The following is a 24,539-nucleotide window of genomic DNA, read 5'->3' as shown; positions in this document are numbered from 1 at the left end:
CGAGATCTCTAAGGTGGACGGGCGGCACGGCCGCGGGTCGTGACGCTTCCGGGGTGCGAGGAAGGGGCCGGGAGCGTCCTGACCAGCGCAGGTGACGCATAAGCTACTACCGAGTAGTATTCGGGCCCCGGGTGAAGAGCAGTCTGTCGCGAGCCCTACGCTGACTGCCAGCACCCGTACCCCAGGAGGACGGAACAGTGTTCTGGATCACGTTGGTCATCGGGCTCGCCGGTACGGCGGTCGCTTTGGCGCTCGCCGCGCGGCGGGTGCTGTTCCTGTACACCATCGCCAAGAGCGGGCAGCCCGACCCTGAGCGGACGCTGCAGCTCAAGCGGGAGCCGCAGAAGGCGGTCGAGGGCCAGGCCGTGGAGGTCCTGGGGCAGCGCAAGCTGCTGAAGTGGACCGTGGCCGGTGCCGCGCACTTCGCGGTGATGTGGGCGTTCTTCCTGCTCGCGACCGTGTACCTGGAGGCGGCCGTCCAGCTGCTGTTCGGCCTGGAGGCGCACATCCCGGGCCTGCAGACCTGGGGGCCGATCGGGTTCGTGCAGGACACCATCGCGCTGGCGTGTCTGGCCGGCCTGATCGTGTTCACCGTGATCCGGGTGAAGAACTCGCCGAAGCGGCTGGGCCGCAAGTCGCGGTTCAAGGGCTCGCACCTGTCCGGCGCGTGGATCACGCTGTTCATGATCTTCAACGTGATCTGGACGATGTTCTTCTTCCGGGGCGTCGAGGTCGCGCGCGACAACTTCGGCTACGGCGGCGCCGCCTACTTCTCCCACCTCACCGGCAAGCTGTTCGACGGGATCGGCAGCGACGGCACCCTGGAGGTGCTGGAGTCGGTCGGGCTGCTGCTGCACATCGGCGTCGCGCTGGTCTTCCTGGTGTTCGTCGTCCACTCCAAGCACCTGCACATCTTCCTGGCCCCGCTGAACGTCATGTTCAAGCGCCAGCCGGACGGCCTGGGCGCCGCGCAGCCGATGATGTCGGGCGGCAAGCCCCTCGACTTCGAGGAGGCCGACCCCGACGAGGACGTCTTCGGCCGCGGCAAGATCGAGGACTTCACCTGGAAGGGCTTCCTCGACATGGCGACCTGCACCGAGTGCGGTCGCTGCCAGTCCCAGTGCCCGGCCTGGAACACCGGCAAGCCGCTGTCGCCGAAGATGCTCATCCTGGAGCTGCGCGACCACGCGCTTGCCAAGGCCCCCTACTTCACCGCCTCGGAGGAGCAGCGGGAGAAGTTCACCGACGAGCAGAAGCTCGCCATGCAGGTGGACAAGGAGCTGGTCGGCGACGACGGCGTCATCCACCCCGACGTGCTGTGGTCCTGCACCAACTGCGGCGCCTGCGTCGAGCAGTGCCCGGTCGACATCGAGCACATCGACCACATCCTGGACATGCGCCGCTTCCAGGTCATGATCGAGTCCTCGTTCCCCAGCGAGGCCGGCGTGATGCTGAAGAACCTGGAGAACAAGGGCAACCCGTGGGGCATGTCGGAGATGAAGCGCCTCGAATGGATCGAGGAGCTGGACTTCGAAGTCGAGGTCGTCGACGACAAGGTCTCCGAGGACACCGAGTACCTGTTCTGGGTCGGCTGCGCCGGTGCCCTGGAGGACCGGGCCAAGAAGACCACCAAGGCCGTCGCCGAGCTGCTGCACATCGCGGGCGTGAAGTTCGCGGTGCTGGGCCCGATGGAGGCGTGCACCGGTGACCCGGCCCGCCGGCTGGGCATGGAGTTCGTGTTCCAGATGCTCGGCCAGCAGAACGTGGAGACCCTCAACGACGCGGGGGTGAAGAAGATCGTGGCGACCTGCCCGCACTGCTTCAACACCCTGGCCAACGAGTACCCGCAGATCGGCGGGAACTACGAGGTCGTCCACCACACCCAGCTGCTGGCGCACCTCGTGGAGAGCGGGAAGCTGACTCCGGTCACCCCGATCGAGGAGAACATCACCTACCACGACCCCTGCTTCCTGGGCCGCCACAACAAGGTCTACAAGCAGCCGCGCGACATCATGGCCACCGTCCCGGGCGTCAAGACCCAGGAGATGCACCGCCACAAGGACCGCGGGTTCTGCTGCGGCGCCGGCGGCGCGCGGATGTGGATGGAAGAGCGCATCGGCAAGCGCATCAACACCGAGCGCGTGGACGAGGCCCTGGAGACCAACCCCGACACCGTCTCCACCGCCTGCCCGTTCTGCCTGGTGATGCTCGGCGACGCCATCAACGAGAAGAAGAACGAGGGCGCCGCCAAGGAGACCCTGGAAGTCGTGGACGTCTCCCAACTCCTCATCCGCTCCATCAAGGGCGACGGCGGCAAGGCCGCCGAGGAGAAGGAGCCCGTCGCCGCCGAATAGGGCACCGCGCGAAGCACGAAGCACGAAGAAGGAAAGGACCCCGGGCCGGGCACGGCTCCGGGGTCCTTCCCGTTTGGTGCAGGGGTCAGGCCCCGGAGGCCGATTCCACGGACGGGGGCGCCGGCTCCGGTTCGGCGTCCGCCGCGTCCGGCGCCGGCGGGACGGTGATGAGCATGTCGCGCAGGGCGTGCACCGTCTCGTAGGGCAGGATGTTCCGCGTCGCGAGGTCGTCCACCGAGGCCAGCGGGCCGTGCGCCGCCCGGGCCAGCACGATCAGCTTCGCGTGGTGCGGGTCCACGCCGGGCAGCGCGGCGAGCAGGTGCTCGGGCGCCGCGTTCACGTCGACCAGCCCGCCGTCGTCGAACGTCCGGGGCAGGTCGGGGCGGCCGATGCCGAGCGTGCGGGCGATCGACGGGTGGTGCGCCGCCAGCGACCGGGCCTGCGCCCTGCGGACCCGCCCCTCGATCAGCCGGACGTCCGGCACGGGCGGGCCGGCGCTCGGATACGGGTCGGCCGTGAGGACCGCCAGGTGGACGGCGCCGCCGAGCATCGTGAGGATCAGGGCGAAGAAGACCGGGCCGTCCCACAGGGTCGGCTCCTCCGAGGTGATGCTCAGGATGCCGGTCACGAAGAAGGCCGAAAGCGCCAGGTAGCCGCCCGCCATCAGCGCGAGCGGGCGGCTCCGCCGCCGTGCCGCGTAGTAGGCGACGAGGGCGGAGGTCAGCATCCCGAAGCTCAGCACCGGCAGGGCCGCGAGGACGGCCCGCAGCGGCCACGGCACGGGCCGTCCGACCGGGGGTGCCCAGACGGGGTGCTCCGCCGCGAGGTGAGGCGCGGCATGCGCGCCGAGGTGGGGCAGGTGCGGATGAGCGGCCGCCATCGGTGCTGACGGGGCCACTCCCACCGCGGGCGACGGGCGCGGATCCAGCGGCGGATCGAGCGCCGGGTCGGGCGGGGCGAAGGGCGGCGCGGCCGGTGCGACCGCTTCGGGACGCGCCGGCTGCTCGGCCGCCACGGACGGGCCCGCCACGGACGGGCCGGCCAGGGACGGGCCTGCCAGGGACGGGTCCGAGCGCAGGATGCCGAGGTGCAGGCTCTGCAGGCGCTCGCCGGGCTCGACGCCGAACTCGGCCGCGAAGAAGTCGCGCGCGTCCCGGTAGGCGGCGAGGGCCTCGGCCTGCCGGCCGCACCGGTAGAGCGCCAGCATCAGCAGGTACCGGAACCCCTCCCGGAGCGGGAACTCGGCGACCAGCCGGAGCAGTTCGGGGACGAGCCGCGCGTGCTCCCCCACGTCCAGCCCCGCCTCGGCGCACGCCTCCAGCGCGGCCGCGCGCGTCTCCTCCAGGCGGTCGCGCGCCGCGTCGAAGAACGCGCCGTGCAGGCCCGCCAGCGCCGGGCCCCGCCACATGGCGAGCGCCTCGCGCAGCATCGCCTCGGCTCCCGCCGCGTCGCCCTCGTCGCGCACGGACCGGGCCGCCTTCACCCGGTCCTGGAAGACCTCGGCGTCCAGACCGCCCGGCGGGACGTGCAGCGCGTATCCGGCGCCGGTCAGCGCCAGCAGCCGCCCCGGAGCGCGCGGCGAACGGTCGGGCTCCAGCACGCGGCGCAGCCCGGCCACGTACTTCTGCACGACGTTCGCCCCGTTGTCGGGCGGCTCGTCCCCCCACACCGCCCGCACGATCGACGCCGTCGGCACCGGCCGGCCCGGCGTCAGCAGCAGTACGGCGAGGACCGCGCGCTGCTTGCCCGGGCCCAGATCGAGCTCCCGCCCGTCCCGCCACGCGGCCGTCCGGCCCAGGATCTCGAAGCGCGTCGACGGCCCCTCGTCCGGCAGCGCGACCACCTCCACTCACCCGCCCCGGGGCGCCGCGGCAGCCGTTCGGCAGCCCGGACGCAGTTGACCGCAGCATAACGACAGTGATCCGGCATCCGCCTGGAACAGGCTCTTTGTGGACATCGGGGGCGATGTCCCACCAAGCGTGTGAGAGAGAGGGGGCCCGGGTGCCTCATCACCGACTGCGGGCAGGCCGGGTGACGGCCGTGCTCGTCCTGGCGGTCGCGTCCGGAACGGCGGCCTGCGGGCCGGCGGAGAAGACCGGAACGACGGAGAAGGCCGGGGCGACGGCGAAGACGTCCACCACGCCCGCGACGGGCACGGCCGGCGGTCCCGCGGCGGCGCCGGCCAACGGGGTGGAGAAGCTGGGGGCCGACGAGATCCTGCGACGCGCCCGCAAGGCCACGGACGGCGCGCGGTCGCTGCGCGTCCGCGGGCAGGTCCAGGACGGCGGCGACACGTACACGCTCGACTTCCGCTACGAGGGCGCGACGAAGTCGACCGGCTGGTTCCAGCAGGGGAACCAGCGCGTCGAGATCACGAGGATCGGCAAGGAGGTCTACCTCAAGGGCAACGACGCGTTCTGGAAGTCGATCGGCGGGAAGGGCGCGCTGCAGCTCTTCTCCGGCAAGTACCTCAAGACGTCCAACACCGCCGCCGACTTCAAGGACCTGTCGATCTTCACCTACCGCACGGCCCTGTTCAACGAGGCCGTGAAGTCCGCGGACACCTGGCGGAAGGGCAAGACCCTGACGGTCGGGGGAACCCCCGCGCTGAGCCTGACCACCGCGGGCGCCGCCGACGAGATCCACGTCGCGACGCAGGGGGAGCCGTACGTGCTGGCGCTGGCGGGCGGCCCGGAGAACCGCATCGAGTACACCGACTACGGGAAGCCGGTGACCGTCCAGCGCCCGCCCGCCGGGAGCATCGTCGACGAGAGCGCGTTCGACTGACCGGCCACTGAACGGCCGTCCGCTCGGCGGCGCCCGGGGCCGCGGGCGCCCGCGCCGGGCGGACGGCACCCCTTTGCGCGCGAGGGAGCGGCGAGGTTCTGAACGCGGGCGGCTTGGTAAGACACGGGAATGGCCGTGCTCGTGTCCGTCCTCGCGTTCGTGATGACGCTCGCCGGGGGCTTCGCCGCGATGCGGGTGCGCGACCGGCGGCATCTCGTCCTCGGCCTGGCCGGCGGGCTGATGCTCGGCGTCGTCGCCTTCGACCTGATCCCCGAGTCGCTGGCGATGACGCGGCAGCGCCCGCTCGGCGTCCCCGCGCCGATGATCGGGTTCGCGGCCGGGTTCGTGCTGCTGCACGTCGTCGAGCAGGCCGTCGCGATCCACCGCGCCCACGAGGACGAGTACGCGCCGCACGTGCACGCCCACGGCATGGCCGGCGGGGCGGGCGGGCTGCTCGCCGCGTCCGCGCTCGTCCTGCACAGCCTGGTGGACGGCCTCAGCATCGGCCTCGGCTTCCAGTCCGGTACCGACGTCGGGATCTTCGTGGCGCTCGCCGTGATCACGCACGACTTCGCGGACGGCTTCAACACCTTCACCGCGGCGTCGCTGCACCGCGCCGACCGCCGTCCCGCCGTCCTGCTGCTGCTCCTGGACGCCGCCGCGCCCATCGCTGGCGCCGCGCTCGGCATGCTCGCCACCGTCCCCGACGCCGTCCTCGGCCCCTACCTCGGGACGTTCGCCGGGGTCCTGCTGTACCTGGCCGCCGCCGAGATCCTGCCGGAGGCGCACAGCGTCCACCCGCGCGTCATGACCCTCTGCGCCACGGGCGCCGGGCTCGTCGCGGTCCTGTTCATCGCGGGCTTCGCCGGGTGAGGCGGCCCACGAACGGCGAAGGGCCGCGAACGGCGAAGGGCCGCCCGGCCATGCCGGACGGCCCCTTCACCCGCTACGGGGTCAGCACCCGCTACGGGGTCAGCACCCGCTACGGGCTCGGCTTGCGCCGACGGGTCAGCTCGTCAGGGACGTCGCGTAGCTCTGGTTCGTCTTGAGCCACTCGTCGACGGCCTGCTCGGGCTTGCCCTTGTACTTGTTCTCCATGAGGTCCTCAAGGGACCCCAGCTGCTTGTCGTCCATCTTGAACTTCTTCAGCCAGCCCGCGACCTCGGGCTGGTCCTTGCCGAAGTCCTTGCGGCCGACGGTGTAGATGGTGTCAGGCTTGCCCATCGCGCCCTTCGGGTCCTTCAGGTCGCGGATGGGGTACTTCGCGTACGCCCAGTGGGGGCGCCACAGCGTGACGACGATGTCCTTCTTGGCGCTGATGGCCTTGTCCAGCTCCGTCAGCATCGCCGCCGTCGAGGACGTCGTCACCTTGAACTCGTCCTTCAGGCCGTACGCGGGGAGCATCTCCTCCTGGGAGACCCGGTACAGGCCGGAGCTCTTCTCGATGCCGACGATCTTGCCGTCGTACTGGCCGCCCTTGCCCTTCAGGTCCTCCAGGGACTGCAGCGGCGAGTAGTTCGGGACCGCGATCGTCAGCGGAGCCGAGTCGTACCAGCTGCCGACCTTCTCCAGCTTGTCGCCGTACTGCTTCCAGTAGTCCTCGTGGGTGCCGGGGAGCCAGGAGTCCAGGAAGAGGTCCACGTCGCCCTTCGACATGCCGGCGTACAGGGGGCCGGTGTCGAGGGTCTTCACGTCGACCTTGTAACCCTTGTCGGTCAGCAGGCGCTGCCACAGCGCCGTCGCGGCCTCGCCCTCGGCCCAGCCCGAGACCACGCCGATGGTGATGTTCTTGTCGTTCTCACCCCCACCCGAGTCGGAGTCGCCGCACGCGGCGGTGGTCAGTCCCAGCGTCAGCGTCAACGCAGCGACCGTCAGACCCTTCAACTTGAAACGCATGCCCATCCTTTCGTTGGCTTGCACGGTGGTGGGGGGAACGGCGCCCCGCGGGCCGGACGGGCCGGTCCGGCCGGAGGCGCAGGCCGTGGAATCAGACCGGGTTGGCCATGCCGCGGCGCCACAGGCCGCGCATCAGGCTCGGCCCCTCGCCGAGCGCACCGGTGAGGCGGTCCAGGTAGATGGCCAGGATGACGACCGCGATGCCGCCCTCGAAGCCCTTCGCGACGTCCACCCGGTTGATGCCCTCCAGCACCTCGCCGCCGAGGCCGCCCGCGCCGACCATGCCCGCGATGACGACCATCGACAGCGACAGCATGATCAGCTGGTTGACGCCCGCCATGATGGACGGCATGGCCAGCGGGATCTGGATGCGGGTCAGGATCCGGTTCGGCGGCGTGCCGAACGCCTCGCCCGCCTCCACCATCTCCGGGTCGACGCCGCGGATGCCGAGCTCGGTCAGCCGCACGCCGGGGGGCATCGCGAAGATCACCGTCGCGACCACGCCGGGCACGGAGCCGATGCTGAAGAAGAAGATCGCCGGGATCAGGTAGACGAACGCCGGCATCGTCTGCATGAAGTCGAGGACCGGCCGGACGATCCGGCTCACCACGTCGCTGCGCGCCGCGGCGATGCCGATCGGGATCGACAGCACGGTCGCGACCACCGCCGACACCAGTACCAGCGCCAGCGAGTCCATCGACGCCTCCCACAGCTCCATGCTGTCGACCAGCGCGAAGCCGAGGATCGTGAACAGAGCGAGGCGCCAGCCGCTGATGACCAGCGCGATGACGGCCAGCACCAGCGTCAGGCCGAGCGGCGGCAGCACCGTGAGGACGTCCGTGAGGGCGTCCACCGACGACTCGATCGCCGTGCCGATCCCGTCGAACAGCCACGACAGGTGGTCGGTGCACCAGTTCACCAGGTTGTCGAACCACTCGCCGACCGGGGTCCGGGGCAGCTCGATCAGCTCACTCACCGTCGCCGCCCTCCTTCGCCAGCGCGAGTTCCGGTTCGGCCTCGACGACCTCGTGCGAGTTGATCGCGCCGAGCGCCGCCAGCAGCGTCACCCGCGGGATCACGCCGAGCAGCGTTCCGTCCTCGTCCGCGACGGGCACCGGCAGGTCGCTCTCCGCGCAGCGCGTGAACAGGTCCGCGACGGGGGTGTCCGGCGGCACCGGCTCCAGGTCCTCGGGGTCGATCAGGCCGTCCAGCTTCTGCACGTTCTCCTGCACCGCGTCGGCGATCCGCGCGGCGCGCACCCGCCCGACCAGCTTGCGGTCGCGCCCGACGACGAAGGCCGCCGACGTCTGGTGCTCGCGCATCGTCCGCAGGGCCGTCCGCGGCCCGGTCGACGCCAGCACCGTGACCAGCGGCTTCTCCATGACGGACGACGCCGTCAGCACCCTGGCACGATCCACGTCGGCGACGAACTGGGCGACATAGTCGTTCGCGGGATCGGTCAGGATCTCCTCGGCCGTGCCGATCTGCACGATCCGGCCCTCGCGCATCACCGCGATGCGGTCGCCGATGCGCATGGCCTCGTTCAGGTCGTGCGTGATGAAGACGATCGTCTTCCCGAACCTGCCCTGCAGGTCGAGCAGCAGGTCCTGGACCTCCCGCCGGATGAGCGGGTCCAGGGCGCTGAACGCCTCGTCCATCAAGATGATGTCGGTGCCCGCCGTGAGCGCCCTCGCGAGCCCCACGCGCTGCTGCATACCGCCCGACAACTGGCTGGGAAGCTTGTCCTCCCAGCCTTCAAGTCCCACCAGTCCCAGGAACTCCCGGGCCTTCTTCTCGCGTTCTTCCTTCGGGACACCGCGGACCTCGAGCCCGTACGCCGCGTTGGCCAGAACCGTCCTATGGGGGAACAGCGCGAAGTGCTGGAAGACCATGCTGATCTTGTTCTGCCGAAGCGCCCGCAGCGCCTTCGGCGACATCTTCGCGATGTCCTGGCCGTCGATCTCGACGCTTCCGGAGGTGACCCCGAGCAACCCGTTCAGCATCCGGATGAGGGTCGACTTCCCCGACCCCGACAGGCCCATGACCACGAAGATCTCGCCCTGCCGGACCTCGAACGAGGCGTCCACCACCGCCGGTGTGACCCCGAGGTCGCGGACCGCCTTCAGATCGGCGCCCGCCTTGAGTTTCCGCTGTGCCTCAGCCGTCTTGCGACCAAAGAGCTTGGTGACGCTTTCCGCGCGGAGTACTGACACGATCTCCTTCCGGGTTTCCACGTGCGTACGCGGAAACGGCTCGCTCAATCCGTCCAGACGCCCGGACGCGACGAGCCTCAGGCAAAGAGACTGTCAACCAGACGCCAAAGCTGTGCGTCGCCTGAAACTACCCGCCCAGAGAACATGTTTCATCTTTTGGTGAGTTCCGTCACGTTCAGGTCACAAATGGGCTACACCTTAGTCCGGTGGAAGTTCAGGTACGACCGCGACGGCGTCGGCCCCCGCTGGTCCTGGTACCGCGACCCGTACTTCGCCGACCCGTAGGGGTACTCCGCCGGCGAGCTCGTCCGGAACAGGCACATCTGCCCGATCTTCATCCCCGGCCACAACTTGATCGGCAGCGTCGCCACGTTCGACAGCTCCAGCGTCACGTGCCCGGAGAACCCGGGGTCGATCCACCCCGCCGTCGAGTGCGTCAGCAGCCCGAGCCGCCCGAGGCTCGACTTCCCCTCCAGCCGCGCCGCGAGGTCGTCGGGCAGCCCGAACACCTCGTACGTCGACGCGAGCACGAACTCCCCGGGATGCAGCACGAACGCCTCATCGGACTCGACGTCCACCAGCCGCGTCAGATCCGGCTGCTCCACAGCGGGATCGATGTGCGGGTACTTGTGGTTCTCGAAAACCCGGAAGTACCGGTCGAGCCGCACGTCCACACTGGACGGCTGGACCATGCCGGGCTCGTACGGGTCGATCTTCACCCGCCCTGACTCGAGCTCGGCCCTGATGTCGCGATCGGAGAGCAGCACGCCTGAAAAGCTATCCCACCCCACACCCACACCGGCGATCCGGTACAGTATCCACAGCATGGACGCCCCCAAGGGCCCCACGCGGGTGTAGTTCAATGGTAGAACTTCAGCTTCCCAAGCTGACAGCGCGGGTTCGATTCCCGTCACCCGCTCCCAAGGTGAAGGCCCAGGCCAGTGACTCATCACTGACTCTGGGCCTCTTTCGTTCACCACCCACCGTGCCCGCTACGTGCCCGATCCCTTGGGCTTGCGCCGCTTCTTGTCCTTATTCTTCTTGCTCTTCTTGAGTTCCCGCGCGGCCATCTGCCGAGCGACGAGGCGATCTCCCGGTCACGATCCTGCCGCGCGTGAAGGTAGACCTGTGCGGCCCGCGTGGACGAGTGCCCCATGCGGTTCATCAGCTCAGCCAGCGACGGCCCCGACACGGCCGCGTAGGTGTTGCCCGTGTGGCGAAGGTCATGGACGTGGATCGCACCGACCTCCAGCTCTGCCTTCTCCAGCGCCCGAGCCCAGACCTCGGAGAAGTTGCTCCGCCGGAGCTGCCCACCCCGGACGCCGACGAACACGAACCCCTTGGGGCCGGGCTGGGCGTACTCGTCCAGGTGCTTGCGCAGGCCGGGAATGATCAGGTCGGGAAGGACGACCGTGCGCCGGCTGGCTTCCAGCTTGGGCGTTCCCTTCACCAGCGGCCCCAGCTCATAGACGGTTTCGTCCACCCGGACCGTCCCGGAGTCAAGGGGCGGCGGCGCTCAGGCCGCCGCGCGGCCCCGCGCCTGGCCGCCCGGAGCGTGCGGCGTGGGCGCCGGTCACCGGACAGCCGCGCCGGGCCTCGCACCCCGCCACGCCCGCCGGGCCCGTCTCGACCGCTCGCCGTAAGGGCGCGCCACCGCCCTGTCGATTAGATGCCGGAGCCCCTACACCCGTTCGCGACGAGCACCAGGGCGTGGCTGTGGTCGACGCCGTTGGACTCCTTAGGGACGGGAAGCTCCAGGCGGAAGCGGCTCGCGGGTGTCTTGAGGTAGATATGTGGCGCATGGGGACCTGGGGCAAGGGGCCATTTGACGAGGACAGTGCAATGGACTTCTTCGATGACCTTGAGCTGTGTGATGCCGTGGTGCGCGCTGAACGTTTGAAGTCGGCCATTCTGCGAGTGTCGAGGACTCAGGAGCACATTGGGTTCGCCGAGGGCACGGAGGCGGTGGTTGCGGCCTCACTGCTCGCGGGCATGATGCCGGGCACCGAGGATGAGCCGTGGGTGACGTCGTTGCCGACCGGCCTTCTGGCGGAGCTCGCTGCGGATGCTGTGGTCGCGGTGGAGCGAGCCCATTCACCCGGTAGCGATCTGTACGAGCAGTGGTACGAAGCGGGTGGATACGACCAGGTGTGGAGGCAACTGGCTCCTGTTCTCAGAACACTTCGCAACGTTGGGGAGCCCAAACAGGACGGTCTGTTCTGATCCAAGGTCTGAGCTGATGGCAGGGGGCGTGCCCGTTACGTGCCCGTTGGAGGGGACGCCCACGGGCACGAGCGGTCGCCAGCGGGGATGAGAGCACGCAGGGCAGGTCAGTGGTGGTGCTGGTGATCGTCGGTCCGGACCGGGCGTGCGGCCTCTCCGGGTCGGTCCCGCCCCGGCCGGCCTGCCACTCGCAGGCGACTGGCGACCGTGAGGAAGGATCCTCGCAGGCAACCTGACGCAGGCAGGGGGAACAGCCTTGGCCGCCTCCAGCGTCGGCTGGCGCTCGCGAAGTGTCCTAATGGCGCGAGCATCTAGTATCACTCATCAACGGGATTACCAAACCGCTCCGCGTGTTCAGGGGTGCCATCGATATGGCGTTCTGTCGCCGGGCTGGCGGAAGGTGAAGTGGTATGCCTGACGTTCGAGGGACCCTGGAATTGCGCCCAGGCTCCCGGTCAGCGCTGATGGTGGCGACCGCCGCGGGGTTGGGCGCCGTGGTCGAGGTCGCCGTGATCCTGATCAGCGACGCCCCCACGGTGCCCGCCCTGATCATGGGGCCCATCGTTGCCGTGTTGATCATCCTGGGAGCATGGGCCTTCCTCACCGCCCGCATCACCCTGACCTCCGACGAGGTCGTCGTGCGGGGGCCGTTTATCCGTCGGCGCCGGCCACGCTGGCGCATCACAAAAGCTGTGCGCGCAACCATCGAACCCCTCGACACGCACAGGGGGTTGCCCGACCAAAGCCTGTTCCTGCTCGATGCGCATGACACGCTGCTCCTCAGAATGAGGGTCACCTACTACAAGCGCCAGGACGTGGACCGGCTGGTCAAGATGCTCGCCGTGCCGTGCAGTGGGCCCCACCACTTCGGGAGCGCCAAAGAATTCGACCAGACGTATCCGGGACTGTTGTCGTCGTCGGAACGGCATCAGCAACGGCTCGTGTTCGCAGTCATCGGTGTCCTGTGCGCCGTGCCCCTGGCGGTGGTGCTCGTCTTGCTCGCGACAGCATCCTGACCCGCCACAAACGGACAGCAAGTGTGCGTGCTCCTGGCCCTTGCTGTGGGGAGCTCCGCCTAATGGCTCTGGCCCTGGCCCGCCTCCCTGACGGGTGGGACTAAAGACGGGAAGCTCAGGCATGGGTGTCTGGTGGTCACGCCAGCGACGGGACCCTAAGGCCGCCGCAGTTCAGGCGGTCCACGGCGAGCGATTAGCCACGGTGATCAGAGGGCAGTCACGGTCACTCGCGGTACGCGGTACACCAGGTCAGCCGTGCCCCTCTGAGACATCCCGTCCCGGATGACAACTTTCTTTATGTCTTCAGGGCGCCCGCTCCGCAGCCGTTCACCTCGGTGCGCCGGGGCGGGCCGCCTGTTCCGTCCGGTCCCGCCGTGCCGGGTCGCCCGGGCGCCTCGAACAAGTGTCAAGCATGACCCGTGACCGAATGACTCGTGTTCGCGGAGCATGTGACTTCGGCTGCCACAACGCGACACCTTATGCTGGGTGCGCGCGCTGCTTGTGCGCGGGAATTCAGCCCCTGGCCGGGGTGGTGCGGGACCTCGGTTCAGGTCGAGGTGCTGATGCCCACCGCCCAGACGGCACCGATCGCCAGCAACATGACGATCATGGAGGTGGCGATCCAGGTCATCACACCCCCGCTGACTTTCGTGGTCGGGTCTTCGACCCATCGGTAGTAATCGCGGGTGATCTGACGTCGAACCGGGGCGAGCATCACCGGGAACATGATCAGGACTGCCACGTACAGGTACAGAGTCTCGGCCAGTGTGTGGCTCTGGGCGAGACCTCGCCCGCCGACCGCGATGATGCCGATGACCGGGAGCCAGAACTGCTTCCTGCGGTACTCCGGTATCTGGATGATCCACTGCATGGCGCCGAGATTGACGAGAGTGGCGCCCACCGCGATCAGCACCCATGCGCCGGTGGGCAGCGACAAGAACACGGGAAGCCCCTTTCGAGCCTGAACCCCATGAGCCTCAACACTCATAGGGCTCAGGCCAGTATGCCGACGAGCAGTGGCCCCTGATCAATGCCTCCGCCGGGCTGTACCTGGGCGGTGCGATGCTCTGGCTCCGCAGCCCTGCACATCGTCGTGGTGGTTGTGCTCCTCGCCCAAGGGCACCAAGGCCCTCGGCGATGACTTGGTCGCCGTCGGACCGTGGCGGTAACCCAGCGCCGCCCGCCCGCCGCGGGCGGGACAGGATGAGAGCTTCCAATACGTCTTCAACGGCGCCGCCTATGGCGCCTAACAGCGGAGTGTGGAGCTATCAGCCGGCAGGGACTGGCAGGGAGGCGGCATGGAGTCGACGCGGGACGATAAGGTCTTCGGCATGGAGTTCGCCTTCCGCCAGCACAGCCGCTGGGACGTAACTCTGAAGAGCGGCTCAATGCTCGTGGTCTGGGCTGATGCCTACAGTGAGTTGACCGACGACTTCGTCTTCTTCACGGCCGTCCGCGCTTCGCCCGAGGAAAGAGAGGGGCTTGAGGTCGTGAGCGACTTCTTTCACGACCCCGAGGACATCTTCATCGTGACAGCGCGGATCCCGAGAAACGAGGTTGAGTTGGTTGAGGGCGGTCCTGTCGGGCCGGCCTGAGCCAAGGTCCAGGCAGCGGCTTTCAGCTCTCGGGTCTATGGGGTGAACCTGCCCCAATCGGGGGGCTGCGCAGTCCCCGCTTCCCGTGAGGTGGAGACGTGCTCGCGCGAAGCTGTCTGTCACACCGTCCCGCCGTTCGTGCGGGCGCACTCTCCGGGACGGTCAGGTGGGTTGCGCGTGAGCAGGAGTGGGACGGCACTGGCCCGGTGAACCCGACTCGCGATTTGTCGCGACCGTGTGTGGAGCTCGTCTAGTTCAGTTGTGGTCTCAGCGGCACTGGTCGGGGAGTCTGACTCTGCCCGGGGTGTGCTTGAACGTGTTCATCTTGAGCCACTCGTCCAGTTCGGGGTCGTAAAGGTTTTGGACGCCGAACTGAAGAACCTGCCAGAAGGTCGCTGGATCCCGTTGATCGACGTAGATATCGCCGAGCGCGATGGGAAATCGAAGAAACTTCCCCGGAGGTAGTTGGGGTACGACGACGCCGACTCTCCAGTGGTTCACATGGCGTTGCGGATTGGACTGCAAGATCCCTCGCCCGACGAACCGTGCCGTCCTTAGCTTCTGGTTCAGAGTGTTCAGGTTGAACCCTGGGATTCGCGAGCACTCGTGGTCATTAAGGCCAGGCCATTTATAGGTCAGCGTGTAGAGCGAGTTCCGATAGATGAGGTTCGTGAACCAGATCGGGTATTGCGGACCTCCTGCGACCATCTGGCTGTCGCCGTCTCTTCCGGTCCAGGTGAACGGCACCGTTATGCCCAGATCCCGGACGATCCATTTGCCGGTCCCCTGGAAGTTACGCGGGAGTTGGGGCGGTCGTGGAGTGGGTCCACTGGGTACTCTCACAGCGGCGACGTCGCCTGACGGCGTTGGGGCGGCTCGACCTGCGGCGGCCGCAGGAGGCATCGCCAAGGTGACGAATGCGCTGGCGAGTGCTCCCGCCATGACCATCCGGCGTTTGCGTGTCCGACCCATGTTCCTCTCCCGGCTACCGTGCCGCGCGCCGCCAAGGCGCAGGCTCCGAACGCAGCGATGCTCCTGCACCGTCCCCGCGTCGGAGAGAGAAAAAGCCACAGGCAGGTCACGGTTAGCTCTTGTCCCGGCGAGGGGCGCAGAAGGGGACGTTTCCCAATATTCCACCGAAACGAGGTGCCGTACCTGATCGACAACGCGGTTGTGTCATCAAGTCGCATGGAGTGTTGAAAGCGCGCGACCTCTGTGGTGATGGCGGCGGCGTGGCCCGCGCCGCTGGAGCCTGAAAGACGCCACCCGCCCTTCTAGAGCGACAAGAGCAAGAAGCAGCGCCCGAAGGATTGGGCGCGTAGCGGGCACAGTGGCCGGTGAACGAAAAAGGCCCAGTGTCAGTGACTCCTCAGCGGCTGCCCTGCCCTCCTTGTTCCTTTGCGGCTTTTGCGCGCCGCGTCTGGGGGACCGTGTGGGGTCAGGTGTGTTGGCGTTGTGCTCGTTGCTGGACCAGTTCCTCGACTGCGCTCGGCAGGGTCGTTTCGAAGTCGATCAGCTTGGCCCAGGTCGGGGTCACGACGATTCGGACCATGCCGTCGCTGTAGAGCGAGCGCACCTCCGCCTCCCACTCGACGCGCTGCTCGGGTGTCATCTCGTAGGTGGTGTTCGCCTGGAGGTACTCGTCCGGGATGCCGTCGACGTAGTCCAGTTCGGCGCGGCCCCGGATGAGCAGGATCTTGGGCGGGTGGACCTCGGTGTCGATCGTCAGCGCGACCATCGGGTTCTCTCTCAGGGCCCCGAGTTTCGGAGCGTTCTTCGCCGTGCACATGACGATCTCCGAGCCGTTCCAGGCGAACGCGATCGGGATGGCCCGCGGTGTGCCGTCCTTGGCGACGTAGGCCAGCCGGGTCAGGTCCCGGGCCAGCAGTTCCCGGCTGATCGGCCGGTTCAGAAGCTCGGTGATCTCGTTCGGTCGCATGGTTGCTCCTCCTTCAGGGCTTTCGTCTGCGGCCGGTCCATACGGCTGCTCGTGCACCGGGGACGGAGCCGGTGTCGCGTTCTCGACATCTGCAGCGGTTCGTGGTTTCGGATTTGTGGCGCTGCTCATGGTCACCCGCTGACCGAACTGGTCGGGTGATGCCGTGCAGGGTCTCTGGCTCGGTGCCCCGGAGCACCATGAAGGAGCACCAGATGATGGCCTCGCCTGAGGCAGGACGTCGGCTACCTGTTGTGCGGTCGTTCGCGAAGGTGCGTGCCGGCGGCGCATGGCTGGATGCTCGCGACGAGTATGAGCAGGCGGCGTCTGGGGAACCTCATCGCGACCGTGGAGCTGGAAGCAGCGGGCTTGGTCTTGAGGTGCCGGCTCTGGCGGCCTGATGATGAAGGGAAGCGTGTCCTGGAGCGACGTGTTCGGGGCACGCCTCGCTCGCCGGTTTCGTGTGCCGATCCCCGAGGAGAGACTGATGCGACCCATCTCGATGAGCGTGGGGACCTGTCTCCTCCTGCTGGGCGTGGTCGCCGCCGTGTTCAGCCTGCAGAACGCCTACACGGCCGATGAGGCGGTGGACGCGGGTGAACCGAGGTGCGGGGAGGAAGTCCAGATCCCGGGGACCGAGTGTGTGACCTCCTACGGAGGAGGGCCCGCCATGGGCGGAGGTGTCTCCTACGAGGAGGCCAAGGAGTCCATGGAGGACACCGCCGTCTCGAAAGCATGGATTTTCGGTGTCGAGCTCCTCGGCACGGTCGGCATCGCCCTTTACGCCGCCGCCGTCGTGTGCCTGTCGGGTGCGTTCCGGGCCCGCCGGTTCCAGCTTCCGATGGTCTTGGCGGTCGTGCTGATACCGGCGGCCGCATACGGGTTGGCTTTCGGGCCCGCGCAGGAACGCGTACAAGAGGTCTCTCCAGTGTCGCCGGGCGTTCTCAGCTTCCTGGACTTCCCTTACTTTCCCATCGTCATCATTTCCGTCGCCGCGCTCACGACGGGGTGGGTCTGGTTCTACAGGGACGCATGGGACTTCGGTTGACCCCTTTACGCCGGCCGCCTACGGCCGGTGGACGGCGGTGGCGGCGGTTCCGATGATGCGGGCGAGGTCCTCGGGGGTACGGGTCTGGTCGCGGGTGGCGAGCGCGTCGTAGGTCTCGAACGAGGTCAGCTGCCAGATCACGTCGATCGTCGCGTCGTCCGGGGGAGGGGGGAAGCGGCGGAGCAGTTCGGTCAGGGCGGTGCGGCGCATCTCGTCGCGGCGGCGCAGTAGGTGTTCCAGGTCGCGGTCGAGGAGGGCGAGTCCGCGGAGCCTGCGCAGGACTGTCCGGTCGCTCGCCCAGAACCGGCAGAACGTCCCGGCGAACTCGGCGAGGGCCTCCGCCGCGTCGGATGCGGTGAAGGCGTCCGCCAAACCCATGCCCGCCCGGTCGGCGAGCGTGTCGAACAGTGCCTCCAGCAGCCCGGACTTGGACCCGAAGGCGTTGTAGACGCTCTGGCGGGACACGTCGGCCGCCTTGGCGACCGCGTCCACCGACAGCCGGGGCGTCGCATCGCCCGCCAGCAGGGCGCGGGCGGCGTCCAGGATCCGCCGCCGCGTCTCCTCGGCGGCGGCCCGGCGCTTGTCGGACCGGTACTCGCGAGGGCTCATGTCCTTGACCGCTCCAGAGATTGGATTTACAGTCTGTCCAAAGAATTCTAGCAGTACCCGTATCCCGTGAGAAGGAGCAGGTCATGAGCAGTGAACGTCCTCTGAGCGGCCGGGTCGCCATCGTCACCGGCGCCAGCCGCGGCATCGGCGCGGCCACCGCCCGCGCGCTGCACGAGGCCGGGGCCGCCGTCGTCCTGGCCGCCCGGGACGGCGCCGCGCTGGCGGAGCTCGCGGCCGAGATCGGCGCCGCCGACGGCCGCGCGCTGGCCGTTCCGACCGACGTGACGGACCCGGACGCGGTCGAGCGGCTCGTCCACCGCGCGGTCGAGGAGTTCGGACGGCTGGACGCGGCGGTCAACAACGCGGCCGGCGGCGGCCACCCGCCCACGCCGCTCGCCGATGTCGCCGTCGCCGACTTCGACAGCGCGCTGACCGTCAACCTGCGCGGGGTCTTCCTGTGCATGAAGCATCAGATCCCCGCCATGCTCGACACCGGCGGGGGCGCGATCGTGAACATGGCGTCCTCGGCGGGCCTGCAGGCGGTCGGCGGCCTGGCGGGTTACGTGTCGAGCAAGTTCGGCCTGATCGGGCTGACCCGCACGGCGGCGCTGGACTACGCCGAGGCCGGTGTGCGGATCAACGCGCTGGCCCCCGGCCCGATCCACACCGAGCAGCTCGAGCGCGCCGGGGAGCAGGCGCGGCGGATGGCGGGACGCGCGATGCCCATGCGGCGGATCGGACGCCCCGAGGAGGTCGCGGCCGCCGCCGTGTGGCTGTGCTCGGACGCGGCGTCGTTCGTCACCGGCGCGGCCCTGCCGATCGACGGCGGCAAGCTCGCCGGGATGGCGCCGTTCGGCCCCGGGCCCGGCAAGCCGGCCGAGCGTCCGATGCCCTGAGCGGCGAGAGCAGCCGGGATGGGGACTCCGGAGGCGCCCTCCGGAGAGCCGTCGATCCCCTTATTTCGCGGCAAAGTATGCTCTCCGGGTCGAGCAACTGATCAGGGAGGCGGGCGGTGGCCGAACGGTACGACGCGCCCTTACCGGCCCGACGAGGACCCGGCCGGTCGACCTGCCCGTCCACGCTCAGCGCGACCTCGCGAGGGTGATGGACGAATGATCCGGCTGAACGTCGGCTTTCCGGCGGCGATGTGGGTCCTCTGGCTGGGGTGCCTTGTGCCGATTCTCGCCCTGCTGAGCGCGGTGATAGGGGCGGTCGGCTGGATGTTCCTCTCATCGGAGGACAAGGCGCTCGGTGTCCTGATCCTGCTGCCGATCCTGCTTCTTGACGCGCTCTGCGGCCTGATACTCGTCCAGCACTACCGCAACACGTACTGGCTCGACGGCAGGGTCCTCGTCCGGAGGGGCGTCCGGGGCCGGAAACGGTACGACCTCACCGCCGCCCATGTCAGCGCGGACAGCGCCCAACCGGTGTGGACCAACTGGCGCGGCGGCGTCCTGCCCCGCCTGGTCGTGCAGGTACCCGGACGTGCGCCGGCCAAGATGTGGCTGCGCGACCCGGCCCGCGGCGGGGCCATGCTCCCTCCCGCCCAACTGGCCGCACTCGCGCAGGCCATCGACCCGGGGTTCCAGCACCCCGTGGCCAGAAGGCTCTGGGAACTCGCCGCCGATCCTCTCGGCGGCGCCATCTGACCGCAGCGGCGGGACGGCCGCGCCGCTGCCTCGCGCCGTCCGCCATGACGACGGATCCGGCTACGGACGAGGGCGGTCTCGGCCTTTCGTGTGGTCGACGATCAGGCGTTGCAGTGAGGCGTGGGCGGGCGGGCCCCAGGTCGGTTTGCCGCCCGGACGGCCGTGGACGCCGGCGTCCCCGATGAGCATGCCGGTGAGGGCGCGCAGCACCGCCCATCCGCGGGCCCGGCGCAAGGTCGCGGTGTCCAGGGGGTGCTCGTAGGCGGCGTGGAAGCGGTCGATGGCGCCGTCCGGCAGCAGGATCCAGGCGGCGGCGAGGTCGCCTGCCGGGTCGCCGGTGCAGAGGTCGCCGAAGTCGACCACGCCGCTGAGGGCGCCGTCCGTGGTGAGGACGTTGGCGGGATGCAGGTCGCCGTGCAGCCATAGCGCCGGGCCGTCCCAGCCGGGCGCGGCTGCGGCGTCGTCCCAGACCGCGCGGACGGCGTCCGGTTCGGGGACGAGCCCGAGGTCGGCCGCCGCGTTGAGTTGTTCGGCGAAGCCCGCGGCGTGGTGGGCGAGCGGACCTCCCCGGCCGAAGCGGCCGGCGGGCGCCTGGGTGGGGGCGGGCCGATGCAGGGCCGACAGGAAGGCGGCCAGCGCGTCGGCGGACTCCGCCGCGCGGGTGGCGGGAGCACGGTCGGCGGGCTCGCCCGGCACCCAGGTGGTGACGATCCAGGGGCGCGGGAACAGCGGGGACGGCTCGCCGAGGCGCCGCGGGACGGGTACCGGCAGCGGAAGGCGCGGGGCGAGGGCGGGCAGCCAGGTGTGCTCCTTGCGGAGCAGCGCGTCCGCGGACTCCGTCGCCCAGGGCAACCGGACGGCGAGGTCGTCGCCGAGCCGCCACAGCTGGTTGTCCCAGCCGCGTGCGCCGAGCCGCACCGGGTGGTGGACGAGGTCGGGGTGCTGGTCGCGCAGCAGGCCCCGCACCAGCTCGGGGGTGATCTCGATCTTGGAATGCGTCATCCCGGGCAACGGTAGCCCGGTGGCGGCGGGCCGTTCGGCCGCCGGAGGCGAACGGGCCTCGCCGCTCGGCGTGTCCGGGCGCTTCGCCAACCGGGGGCCACGTTTCCGTCCGCTGCTCGCCAAAAGCGCGACCCGCATGGTTGCCGTTGACCGCTCAACGGGGACTTTCCGGGGCATCCACAGACAACCCGGACACCGCCGGGTAGGTGAGGAGGTCACATGACGTCCAGAACGGCCCACGACGCCGGCCCGAGCATGGTGCGGCGGCCGCACATCAGGTCCGGGTGGCTGACGTTCGCGGGCACCCTGGCCATGGTGATCGGCGCGTTCAACGTCATCGACGGCCTGGTCGGCCTGTTCAACGACAAGTACTACCTCGTCGGCGCCAACCAGATCATGGTGTTCGACTACACCGCCTGGGGCTGGTTCTGGCTCATCCTCGGTGTCATCCAGCTGGCCGTCGGCGGGGGGATCCTCGCCGGACGGACGTGGGCGCGCGCGACCGGCGTGGTGTTCGCCGTCCTGGCCGCGATCGGGCACCTGGCGTTCCTGCGGGCCTTCCCGCTCTGGTCCGTGCTGACCATCGCGATGTGCGTCCTGCTGATCTACGCCCTCACCGCCCCGCCCTCCCGGGCGCGCGGGTAGTTGCGACTGGCCTCGAAGGGGAGGACGTCCAGCCGGGAGGTGAGCGCGGTCACCTCCCGGACCCGTTCCGCCAGGACGGGAGCCAGGACGGTTCGGGGAGCCCCGGCTGATTCCTGAGGTGGGTGATGAGTCCGCGCAGTCCGGGATGCGGATTCGCACTGGGGAGAAGGAGCGAGAGCGGATATCCGAGCGCCGGATTCACGATGGGGATGCGGCGCAGGTCGTAGTTCGCCGGCCAGACGTACCGGTCGCGCGCCCCGACCAGGGTGGCCACGTCCGCCGAGTCGGCGAGGGTCTCCTGGAGCACTTCGTCGCCGAAATGCGGGCCCGTCGCGTCGATGCGCAGGTCGAACTCGGTGGCGAGCCGGTCGTAGAACTCCGCCCATTCGCTCCGGGGCGCGATGCCCGGCATCCATATCCGGTGCCCGCGCAGCTGCCGCGGCGTCAGCCGGGGCGCGGCGGCGAGCGGGTGCCGCGGGCCGACGAGCAGTTCCAGCGGGAATTCGAACGCGCGGATCATGCGGACGTCGGCCGGCAGTGCGGTGGGGTCGGTAATGGTGCGGAACGAGGCGTCGATATCGCCCGCCTGAATGGCGGCGACGACGACGCGCGGATCGTTGACCCGGAGGACGACCACGTCGAGGTCCGTTCCGGGATGCGACCGCCAGTAGTCGTGCAGGACGGCCGCCTGCGCGCTTCGCAGCCCGAGGACGTCGACGCGGAGGGCCCGTGAGCCCGGCCGGACGGCGGCGACGGCGCGCTCGACGCCCGAGACGACGCTCCGCGCGTGCGGGAGGAACGCCTGCCCGTCGAGGGTCAGCTCGACCCCGCGCGCGGTGCGGGTGAACAGCCGGACCTCCAGCGTGCGCTCCAGGGCGGCGATCCGCTTGGAGACCGCCTGCTGCGTCACGCCCAGCTCGTCGGCGGCGTGCTGCAGCTGCCCGAGCTCGGCGGCCCGGACGAACGATCGCAATGCCTCGGTGTCCACGGCGGTCACCCTATGGGCGCACAACTGCTGGTTGTGGCTCGGAGACCGTTCGTTGTTTGATCCCGCGTCGGCGGCGCTGGTGTGCTTCGAGCGTCCAGACGGTCGGCTGTCGCTAGGAGTCGTGTGCGCGCGAGGTTGGGGCCCGGCTTCGGGTGGCTGTGGTCGGCCTACGCCGTCAGCACCTACGGCACGTGGATCGCGTTCGGCGCGTTCCCGCTCATCGCGGTCCAGGTGCTGGACGCGTCCGCGTTCGCCGTCTCGCTCCTGGAGGGCGCCGGGCTCGCGGTCGCCGCGGTCGTGGCCGTGCCGCTCGGACCGTGGATCGAGCACTGGGCGAAACGTCCCGTCATGGTGGTGATGGACGTGGTCCGCTTCCTCGCGATGGCCAGCATCCCGATCGCGTACGTGCTCGACGTGCTCTCGTACGGCCAGCTGCTGGCCGTGTCGGTGGTCTGCGGGACGGCGGGCATCGCGTTCACCGCCGCGTCCGGGGCGTACCTCAAGCACCTCGTCGAGCCACGGCAACTCCTCGTCGCGAACGCGCGGTTCGAGGGCACGAACTGGGTGTCGACGGCGGTCGGCCCGCCGCTCGGCGGGGCCCTCATCGGCGTGCTGGGCCCGGTCGTCACCGTCACCGCCGACGCCTTCAGCTACCTGCTGTCGGCGCTCGGGGTCCTGCGCATCCGGGGCGGGGACACGGCGGCGCCGCGCGGCGCGGGCGCCCGGCGGACGCGCGCCGCCGACCTGCTGAACGGCTGGCGGTCCATCTTCGGCGAACCCGTCCTGCGGCGCCTGTTCCTCAACGCGATGACGGTCAACGGCCTGATCATGGCCACCGGGCCGATCCTGGCGGTCCTCCTGCTCGGCGAGTACGGGGTCCCCGCCTGGCAGTACGGTCTCGCGTTCGGCGTCCCGGCGCTGGGCGGCCTCGCCGGCGCCCGGCTCTCCGCGCGCCTCGTCGCGCGCCACGGCCGGTACCGCGTCATGCTCGTCTCCGGCTGGCTGCGCTCGGTCTTCCCGCTCGGGCTGGCGCTGACCGGCCCGGGTCTCCCCGGGGTCGTCACGGTGCTGGTCGTCGAGGCTCTGGTGATCGCCAGCATGGGCCTGTTCAACCCCATCGCCGCGACCGAGCGGCTGCAGCGCGCGCCCGCCGGGCAGGTCGCGCAGGTCCTCAACGCGTGGAGCGTCAGCAGCAAGCTCTCGCAGGCGACCTTCATGGTGGTCTGGGGCGTGGTCGCGTCGTTCACCGGGCCGCTCGCCGCGATCGCGGTCGCCGGGGTCCTGCTGCTCGCCACCCCGCTCCTGCTGCCGGCGCGGGCCCCTATGGCCGGACGACCTGGAACGACGCACGGGAAGGAGCGCCGGACGCCCCGGGATGTTGAACAAATCGGAGGAAAGTAGCGGATAGTGACCCCATCGCCACGGTCCACTACCTACGATCTTCGCTATCCCCAATCGTGCGCGAGGGTGCGCACGGCAAGGAGACGTCCCCTGTGAAGTTCAGCTACGCCATGCTCCCCGACTACCCCATCACGGAGTCGCTGGCCTCGATCCGGCTCGCCGACGAACTCGGCTTCCACGCCGTGTACGCGGCCGACGAGCCGTGGCACAAGGACCTGTGGCTGGTGTTCGCCGCCGCCGCGGCGAGCACCTCGCAGATCCGCCTCGGCCCGTCGGTGTCGGCGGTGACGCTGCGCGAGCCGTCCCTGATCGCCCAGGCCGCCGCCACCCTGGACGAGCTCACCGGCGGCCGCGCCGAGGTCGTCCTCGGCAGCGGCAACTTCGGCGTCCTCGCCCAGTACAAGATCGACTGGGCGCGGACCAAGCCGCTCACCCGGGTCAAGGAGGCCGTCGCCGTCGTCCGGACCCTGCTGGACGAGGGCACCATCACCCGCGACGGCGAGTTCTACTCCTACGACGGCCTGTTCACCTTCGCCCGCCCCGTCCAGGAGCGGCTGCCGGTCAAGATCGGCGCGATGCGCGGGCCGAAGTCGTTCGAGGCGGCCGGTGAGCTGTCCGACGGCGTCCACCACGCGCTCAGCTACTCCCGCGAGGCGTACGAGTACGCCGTCGAGCACGTCAAGGCCGGCGCCGAGCGCGCGGGCAAGGACTGGCGGACGCTCGACATCGGCGCCTGGGTCGTGTTCGCCGTCGGCCCCGACTCGGCCGCGGCCAAGGAGGCGGCCCGCAGCATGGTCGGCCTGTACGCGTCGGCGATGCCGCCCGAGCAGCTGGTGCGCAACGGCGTCGACCCGGCCGAGATGGCCCCGGTCATCGAGGCCATCGGCGCGGGCGACCTCGCCAAGGCCATCGAGCTGACCACGCCCGAGATCACCGAGCGGCTGTCGCTGGCGGGCACCCCGGACGAGGTCCGCGCCAAGATCGAGAGCGACATCGCGCCGACCGGCGTGAACCACATGATCTGCGCGATCACCGACCCCGGCCTGGTGAAGACCTTCACCGGCCGCGAGCTCACCGGCGTTCCGGATGTGGACGGGCAGCTCCGCCTCATCCACGAGCACCTGATGCCCGCGTTCAAGTAAGCCCGATGCGGTTGTGCGGGCCGTCCACGTCGCGG

The 24,539-nt window shown here is 69.6% G+C and carries 24 protein-coding genes and 1 tRNA gene; 13 read left to right on the top strand and 12 right to left on the bottom strand.

All coding sequences use genetic code 11. From position 1 onward, the window contains the following. Positions 1-197 precede the first annotated feature (197 nt). On the top strand, positions 198-2,354 hold the full coding sequence (locus tag AB0K34_RS00950; RefSeq protein WP_364544374.1) for a (Fe-S)-binding protein: 2,157 nt from the start codon (positions 198-200) through the stop codon (positions 2,352-2,354). 85 nt (positions 2,355-2,439) lie between these two features. On the opposite strand, the gene AB0K34_RS00945 is transcribed toward AB0K34_RS00950, so the two are convergent. After that, positions 2,440-4,203: a BTAD domain-containing putative transcriptional regulator gene (locus AB0K34_RS00945; protein ID WP_364544371.1), complete on the bottom strand. Its 1,764-nt coding sequence runs from the start codon at positions 4,201-4,203 to the stop codon at positions 2,440-2,442. Between the two features lie 152 nt (positions 4,204-4,355). On the opposite strand from AB0K34_RS00945, the gene AB0K34_RS00940 reads away from it, so the two are divergent. Beyond that, complete coding sequence (locus AB0K34_RS00940) at positions 4,356-5,141, top strand: hypothetical protein (RefSeq protein WP_364544368.1); 786 nt, start codon at positions 4,356-4,358, stop codon at positions 5,139-5,141. Positions 5,142-5,270: 129 nt separating this feature from the next. Further along, positions 5,271-6,014, top strand: coding sequence for a ZIP family metal transporter (locus AB0K34_RS00935; RefSeq protein WP_364544365.1), 744 nt, complete (start codon positions 5,271-5,273; stop codon positions 6,012-6,014). Between the two features lie 135 nt (positions 6,015-6,149). Here AB0K34_RS00935 and AB0K34_RS00930 read toward each other — a convergent pair whose 3' ends face one another. The 4 genes from AB0K34_RS00930 to dcd form a co-directional block, all read right to left on the bottom strand. Then, positions 6,150-7,037, bottom strand: coding sequence for a glycine betaine ABC transporter substrate-binding protein (locus AB0K34_RS00930; protein ID WP_138639123.1), 888 nt, complete (start codon positions 7,035-7,037; stop codon positions 6,150-6,152). A 91-nt stretch (positions 7,038-7,128) separates the two neighbouring features. After that, positions 7,129-8,013 carry an ABC transporter permease subunit gene (locus AB0K34_RS00925; RefSeq protein ID WP_364544362.1) on the bottom strand — a complete coding sequence of 295 codons (885 nt, stop codon included), beginning with the start codon at positions 8,011-8,013 and terminating at the stop codon, positions 7,129-7,131. Beyond that, positions 8,006-9,250 (bottom strand): glycine betaine/L-proline ABC transporter ATP-binding protein, encoded by a 1,245-nt coding sequence (locus AB0K34_RS00920; protein WP_364544361.1) that lies wholly within the window; start codon positions 9,248-9,250, stop codon positions 8,006-8,008. The genes AB0K34_RS00925 and AB0K34_RS00920 overlap by 8 nt, the downstream gene beginning before the upstream one ends. 191 nt (positions 9,251-9,441) lie before the next feature. Beyond that, positions 9,442-10,017 (bottom strand): dCTP deaminase, encoded by a 576-nt coding sequence (gene dcd, locus AB0K34_RS00915; protein ID WP_364544358.1) that lies wholly within the window; start codon positions 10,015-10,017, stop codon positions 9,442-9,444. Positions 10,018-10,098: 81 nt separating this feature from the next. Between dcd and AB0K34_RS00910 the strand changes: the two genes are divergently transcribed. Further along, a tRNA-Gly gene (locus tag AB0K34_RS00910) sits at positions 10,099-10,169 on the top strand. A gap of 54 nt (positions 10,170-10,223) precedes the next feature. Here AB0K34_RS00910 and AB0K34_RS00905 read toward each other — a convergent pair. Further along, positions 10,224-10,733, bottom strand: coding sequence for a site-specific integrase (locus AB0K34_RS00905; RefSeq protein WP_364544355.1), 510 nt, complete (start codon positions 10,731-10,733; stop codon positions 10,224-10,226). Between the two features lie 308 nt (positions 10,734-11,041). Between AB0K34_RS00905 and AB0K34_RS00900 the strand changes: the two genes are divergently transcribed. Continuing rightward, positions 11,042-11,473, top strand: a complete 432-nt coding sequence (locus AB0K34_RS00900) for a DUF4259 domain-containing protein (protein ID WP_364544454.1) — start codon at positions 11,042-11,044, stop codon at positions 11,471-11,473. A gap of 464 nt (positions 11,474-11,937) precedes the next feature. Further along, a complete protein-coding gene (locus tag AB0K34_RS00895; RefSeq protein ID WP_364544353.1) occupies positions 11,938-12,489 on the top strand; it encodes a hypothetical protein in 552 nt (183 codons plus the stop codon). Positions 12,490-13,036: 547 nt separating this feature from the next. Here AB0K34_RS00895 and AB0K34_RS00890 read toward each other — a convergent pair. After that, positions 13,037-13,432 carry a hypothetical protein gene (locus AB0K34_RS00890; RefSeq protein ID WP_364544350.1) on the bottom strand — a complete coding sequence of 132 codons (396 nt, stop codon included), beginning with the start codon at positions 13,430-13,432 and terminating at the stop codon, positions 13,037-13,039. A gap of 355 nt (positions 13,433-13,787) precedes the next feature. Between AB0K34_RS00890 and AB0K34_RS00885 the strand changes: the two genes are divergently transcribed. Continuing rightward, on the top strand, positions 13,788-14,084 hold the full coding sequence (locus AB0K34_RS00885; protein ID WP_364544347.1) for a hypothetical protein: 297 nt from the start codon (positions 13,788-13,790) through the stop codon (positions 14,082-14,084). Between the two features lie 267 nt (positions 14,085-14,351). On the opposite strand, the gene AB0K34_RS00880 is transcribed toward AB0K34_RS00885, so the two are convergent. Next, the gene (locus AB0K34_RS00880; protein ID WP_364544345.1) at positions 14,352-15,056 is read right to left on the bottom strand and encodes a hypothetical protein; all 705 of its coding nucleotides are present in this window, start codon (positions 15,054-15,056) and stop codon (positions 14,352-14,354) included. 466 nt (positions 15,057-15,522) lie between these two features. Further along, complete coding sequence (locus AB0K34_RS00875; protein ID WP_138639584.1) at positions 15,523-16,023, bottom strand: pyridoxamine 5'-phosphate oxidase family protein; 501 nt, start codon at positions 16,021-16,023, stop codon at positions 15,523-15,525. 412 nt (positions 16,024-16,435) lie between these two features. Here AB0K34_RS00875 and AB0K34_RS00870 point away from each other — a divergent pair, with 412 nt between their 5' ends. Continuing rightward, positions 16,436-17,068 (top strand): hypothetical protein, encoded by a 633-nt coding sequence (locus AB0K34_RS00870; protein ID WP_364544342.1) that lies wholly within the window; start codon positions 16,436-16,438, stop codon positions 17,066-17,068. An 18-nt stretch (positions 17,069-17,086) separates the two neighbouring features. Here AB0K34_RS00870 and AB0K34_RS00865 read toward each other — a convergent pair whose 3' ends face one another. Next, on the bottom strand, positions 17,087-17,677 hold the full coding sequence (locus AB0K34_RS00865) for a TetR/AcrR family transcriptional regulator (RefSeq protein ID WP_364544340.1): 591 nt from the start codon (positions 17,675-17,677) through the stop codon (positions 17,087-17,089). An 83-nt stretch (positions 17,678-17,760) separates the two neighbouring features. Between AB0K34_RS00865 and AB0K34_RS00860 the strand changes: the two genes are divergently transcribed. Both AB0K34_RS00860 and AB0K34_RS00855 read left to right on the top strand, forming a co-directional pair. After that, positions 17,761-18,573, top strand: coding sequence for a glucose 1-dehydrogenase (locus tag AB0K34_RS00860; RefSeq protein ID WP_301173784.1), 813 nt, complete (start codon positions 17,761-17,763; stop codon positions 18,571-18,573). 216 nt (positions 18,574-18,789) lie between these two features. Further along, complete coding sequence (locus tag AB0K34_RS00855) at positions 18,790-19,326, top strand: hypothetical protein (protein ID WP_301173785.1); 537 nt, start codon at positions 18,790-18,792, stop codon at positions 19,324-19,326. Between the two features lie 60 nt (positions 19,327-19,386). On the opposite strand, the gene AB0K34_RS00850 is transcribed toward AB0K34_RS00855, so the two are convergent. Then, a complete protein-coding gene (locus AB0K34_RS00850) occupies positions 19,387-20,328 on the bottom strand; it encodes an aminoglycoside phosphotransferase family protein (RefSeq protein ID WP_301173786.1) in 942 nt (313 codons plus the stop codon). A 219-nt stretch (positions 20,329-20,547) separates the two neighbouring features. Here AB0K34_RS00850 and AB0K34_RS00845 point away from each other — a divergent pair, with 219 nt between their 5' ends. Then, positions 20,548-20,973: a hypothetical protein gene (locus AB0K34_RS00845; RefSeq protein ID WP_301173787.1), complete on the top strand. Its 426-nt coding sequence runs from the start codon at positions 20,548-20,550 to the stop codon at positions 20,971-20,973. Positions 20,974-21,022: 49 nt separating this feature from the next. On the opposite strand, the gene AB0K34_RS00840 is transcribed toward AB0K34_RS00845, so the two are convergent. Then, entirely contained in the window at positions 21,023-21,961 is a 939-nt protein-coding gene (locus AB0K34_RS00840; RefSeq protein WP_301173788.1) for a LysR family transcriptional regulator, read from the bottom strand. A gap of 123 nt (positions 21,962-22,084) precedes the next feature. Between AB0K34_RS00840 and AB0K34_RS00835 the strand changes: the two genes are divergently transcribed. Together AB0K34_RS00835 and AB0K34_RS00830 are read left to right on the top strand one after the other, a co-directional pair. After that, positions 22,085-23,362, top strand: a complete 1,278-nt coding sequence (locus AB0K34_RS00835; protein ID WP_301173789.1) for an MFS transporter — start codon at positions 22,085-22,087, stop codon at positions 23,360-23,362. Between the two features lie 92 nt (positions 23,363-23,454). Then, positions 23,455-24,504, top strand: coding sequence for an LLM class flavin-dependent oxidoreductase (locus AB0K34_RS00830; RefSeq protein WP_138637409.1), 1,050 nt, complete (start codon positions 23,455-23,457; stop codon positions 24,502-24,504). Positions 24,505-24,539 lie beyond the last annotated feature (35 nt).

The sequence above is a fragment of the Actinomadura sp. NPDC049382 genome (genome assembly GCF_040677125.1).
Taxonomy (GTDB): Bacteria; Actinomycetota; Actinomycetes; order Streptosporangiales; family Streptosporangiaceae; genus Spirillospora; species Spirillospora geliboluensis.
This window is presented reverse-complemented; position numbering and strand designations above follow the sequence as displayed.

What these genes read in the sequence shown, in the direction of transcription:
- AB0K34_RS00935 (WP_364544365.1), top strand. Translation starts at nt 5,271, where the DNA reads ATGGCCGTGCTCGTGTCCGTCCTCGCGTTCGTGATGACGCTCGCCGGG.
- AB0K34_RS00930 (WP_138639123.1), bottom strand. Translation starts at nt 7,037, where the DNA reads ATGCGTTTCAAGTTGAAGGGTCTGACGGTCGCTGCGTTGACGCTGACG.
- AB0K34_RS00900 (WP_364544454.1), top strand. Translation starts at nt 11,042, where the DNA reads ATGTGGCGCATGGGGACCTGGGGCAAGGGGCCATTTGACGAGGACAGT.
- AB0K34_RS00895 (WP_364544353.1), top strand. Translation starts at nt 11,938, where the DNA reads ATGGTGGCGACCGCCGCGGGGTTGGGCGCCGTGGTCGAGGTCGCCGTG.
- AB0K34_RS00885 (WP_364544347.1), top strand. Translation starts at nt 13,788, where the DNA reads ATGGAGTCGACGCGGGACGATAAGGTCTTCGGCATGGAGTTCGCCTTC.
- AB0K34_RS00880 (WP_364544345.1), bottom strand. Translation starts at nt 15,056, where the DNA reads ATGGGTCGGACACGCAAACGCCGGATGGTCATGGCGGGAGCACTCGCC.
- AB0K34_RS00875 (WP_138639584.1), bottom strand. Translation starts at nt 16,023, where the DNA reads ATGCGACCGAACGAGATCACCGAGCTTCTGAACCGGCCGATCAGCCGG.
- AB0K34_RS00865 (WP_364544340.1), bottom strand. Translation starts at nt 17,677, where the DNA reads ATGAGCCCTCGCGAGTACCGGTCCGACAAGCGCCGGGCCGCCGCCGAG.
- AB0K34_RS00860 (WP_301173784.1), top strand. Translation starts at nt 17,761, where the DNA reads ATGAGCAGTGAACGTCCTCTGAGCGGCCGGGTCGCCATCGTCACCGGC.
- AB0K34_RS00855 (WP_301173785.1), top strand. Translation starts at nt 18,790, where the DNA reads ATGATCCGGCTGAACGTCGGCTTTCCGGCGGCGATGTGGGTCCTCTGG.
- AB0K34_RS00850 (WP_301173786.1), bottom strand. Translation starts at nt 20,328, where the DNA reads ATGACGCATTCCAAGATCGAGATCACCCCCGAGCTGGTGCGGGGCCTG.
- AB0K34_RS00845 (WP_301173787.1), top strand. Translation starts at nt 20,548, where the DNA reads ATGACGTCCAGAACGGCCCACGACGCCGGCCCGAGCATGGTGCGGCGG.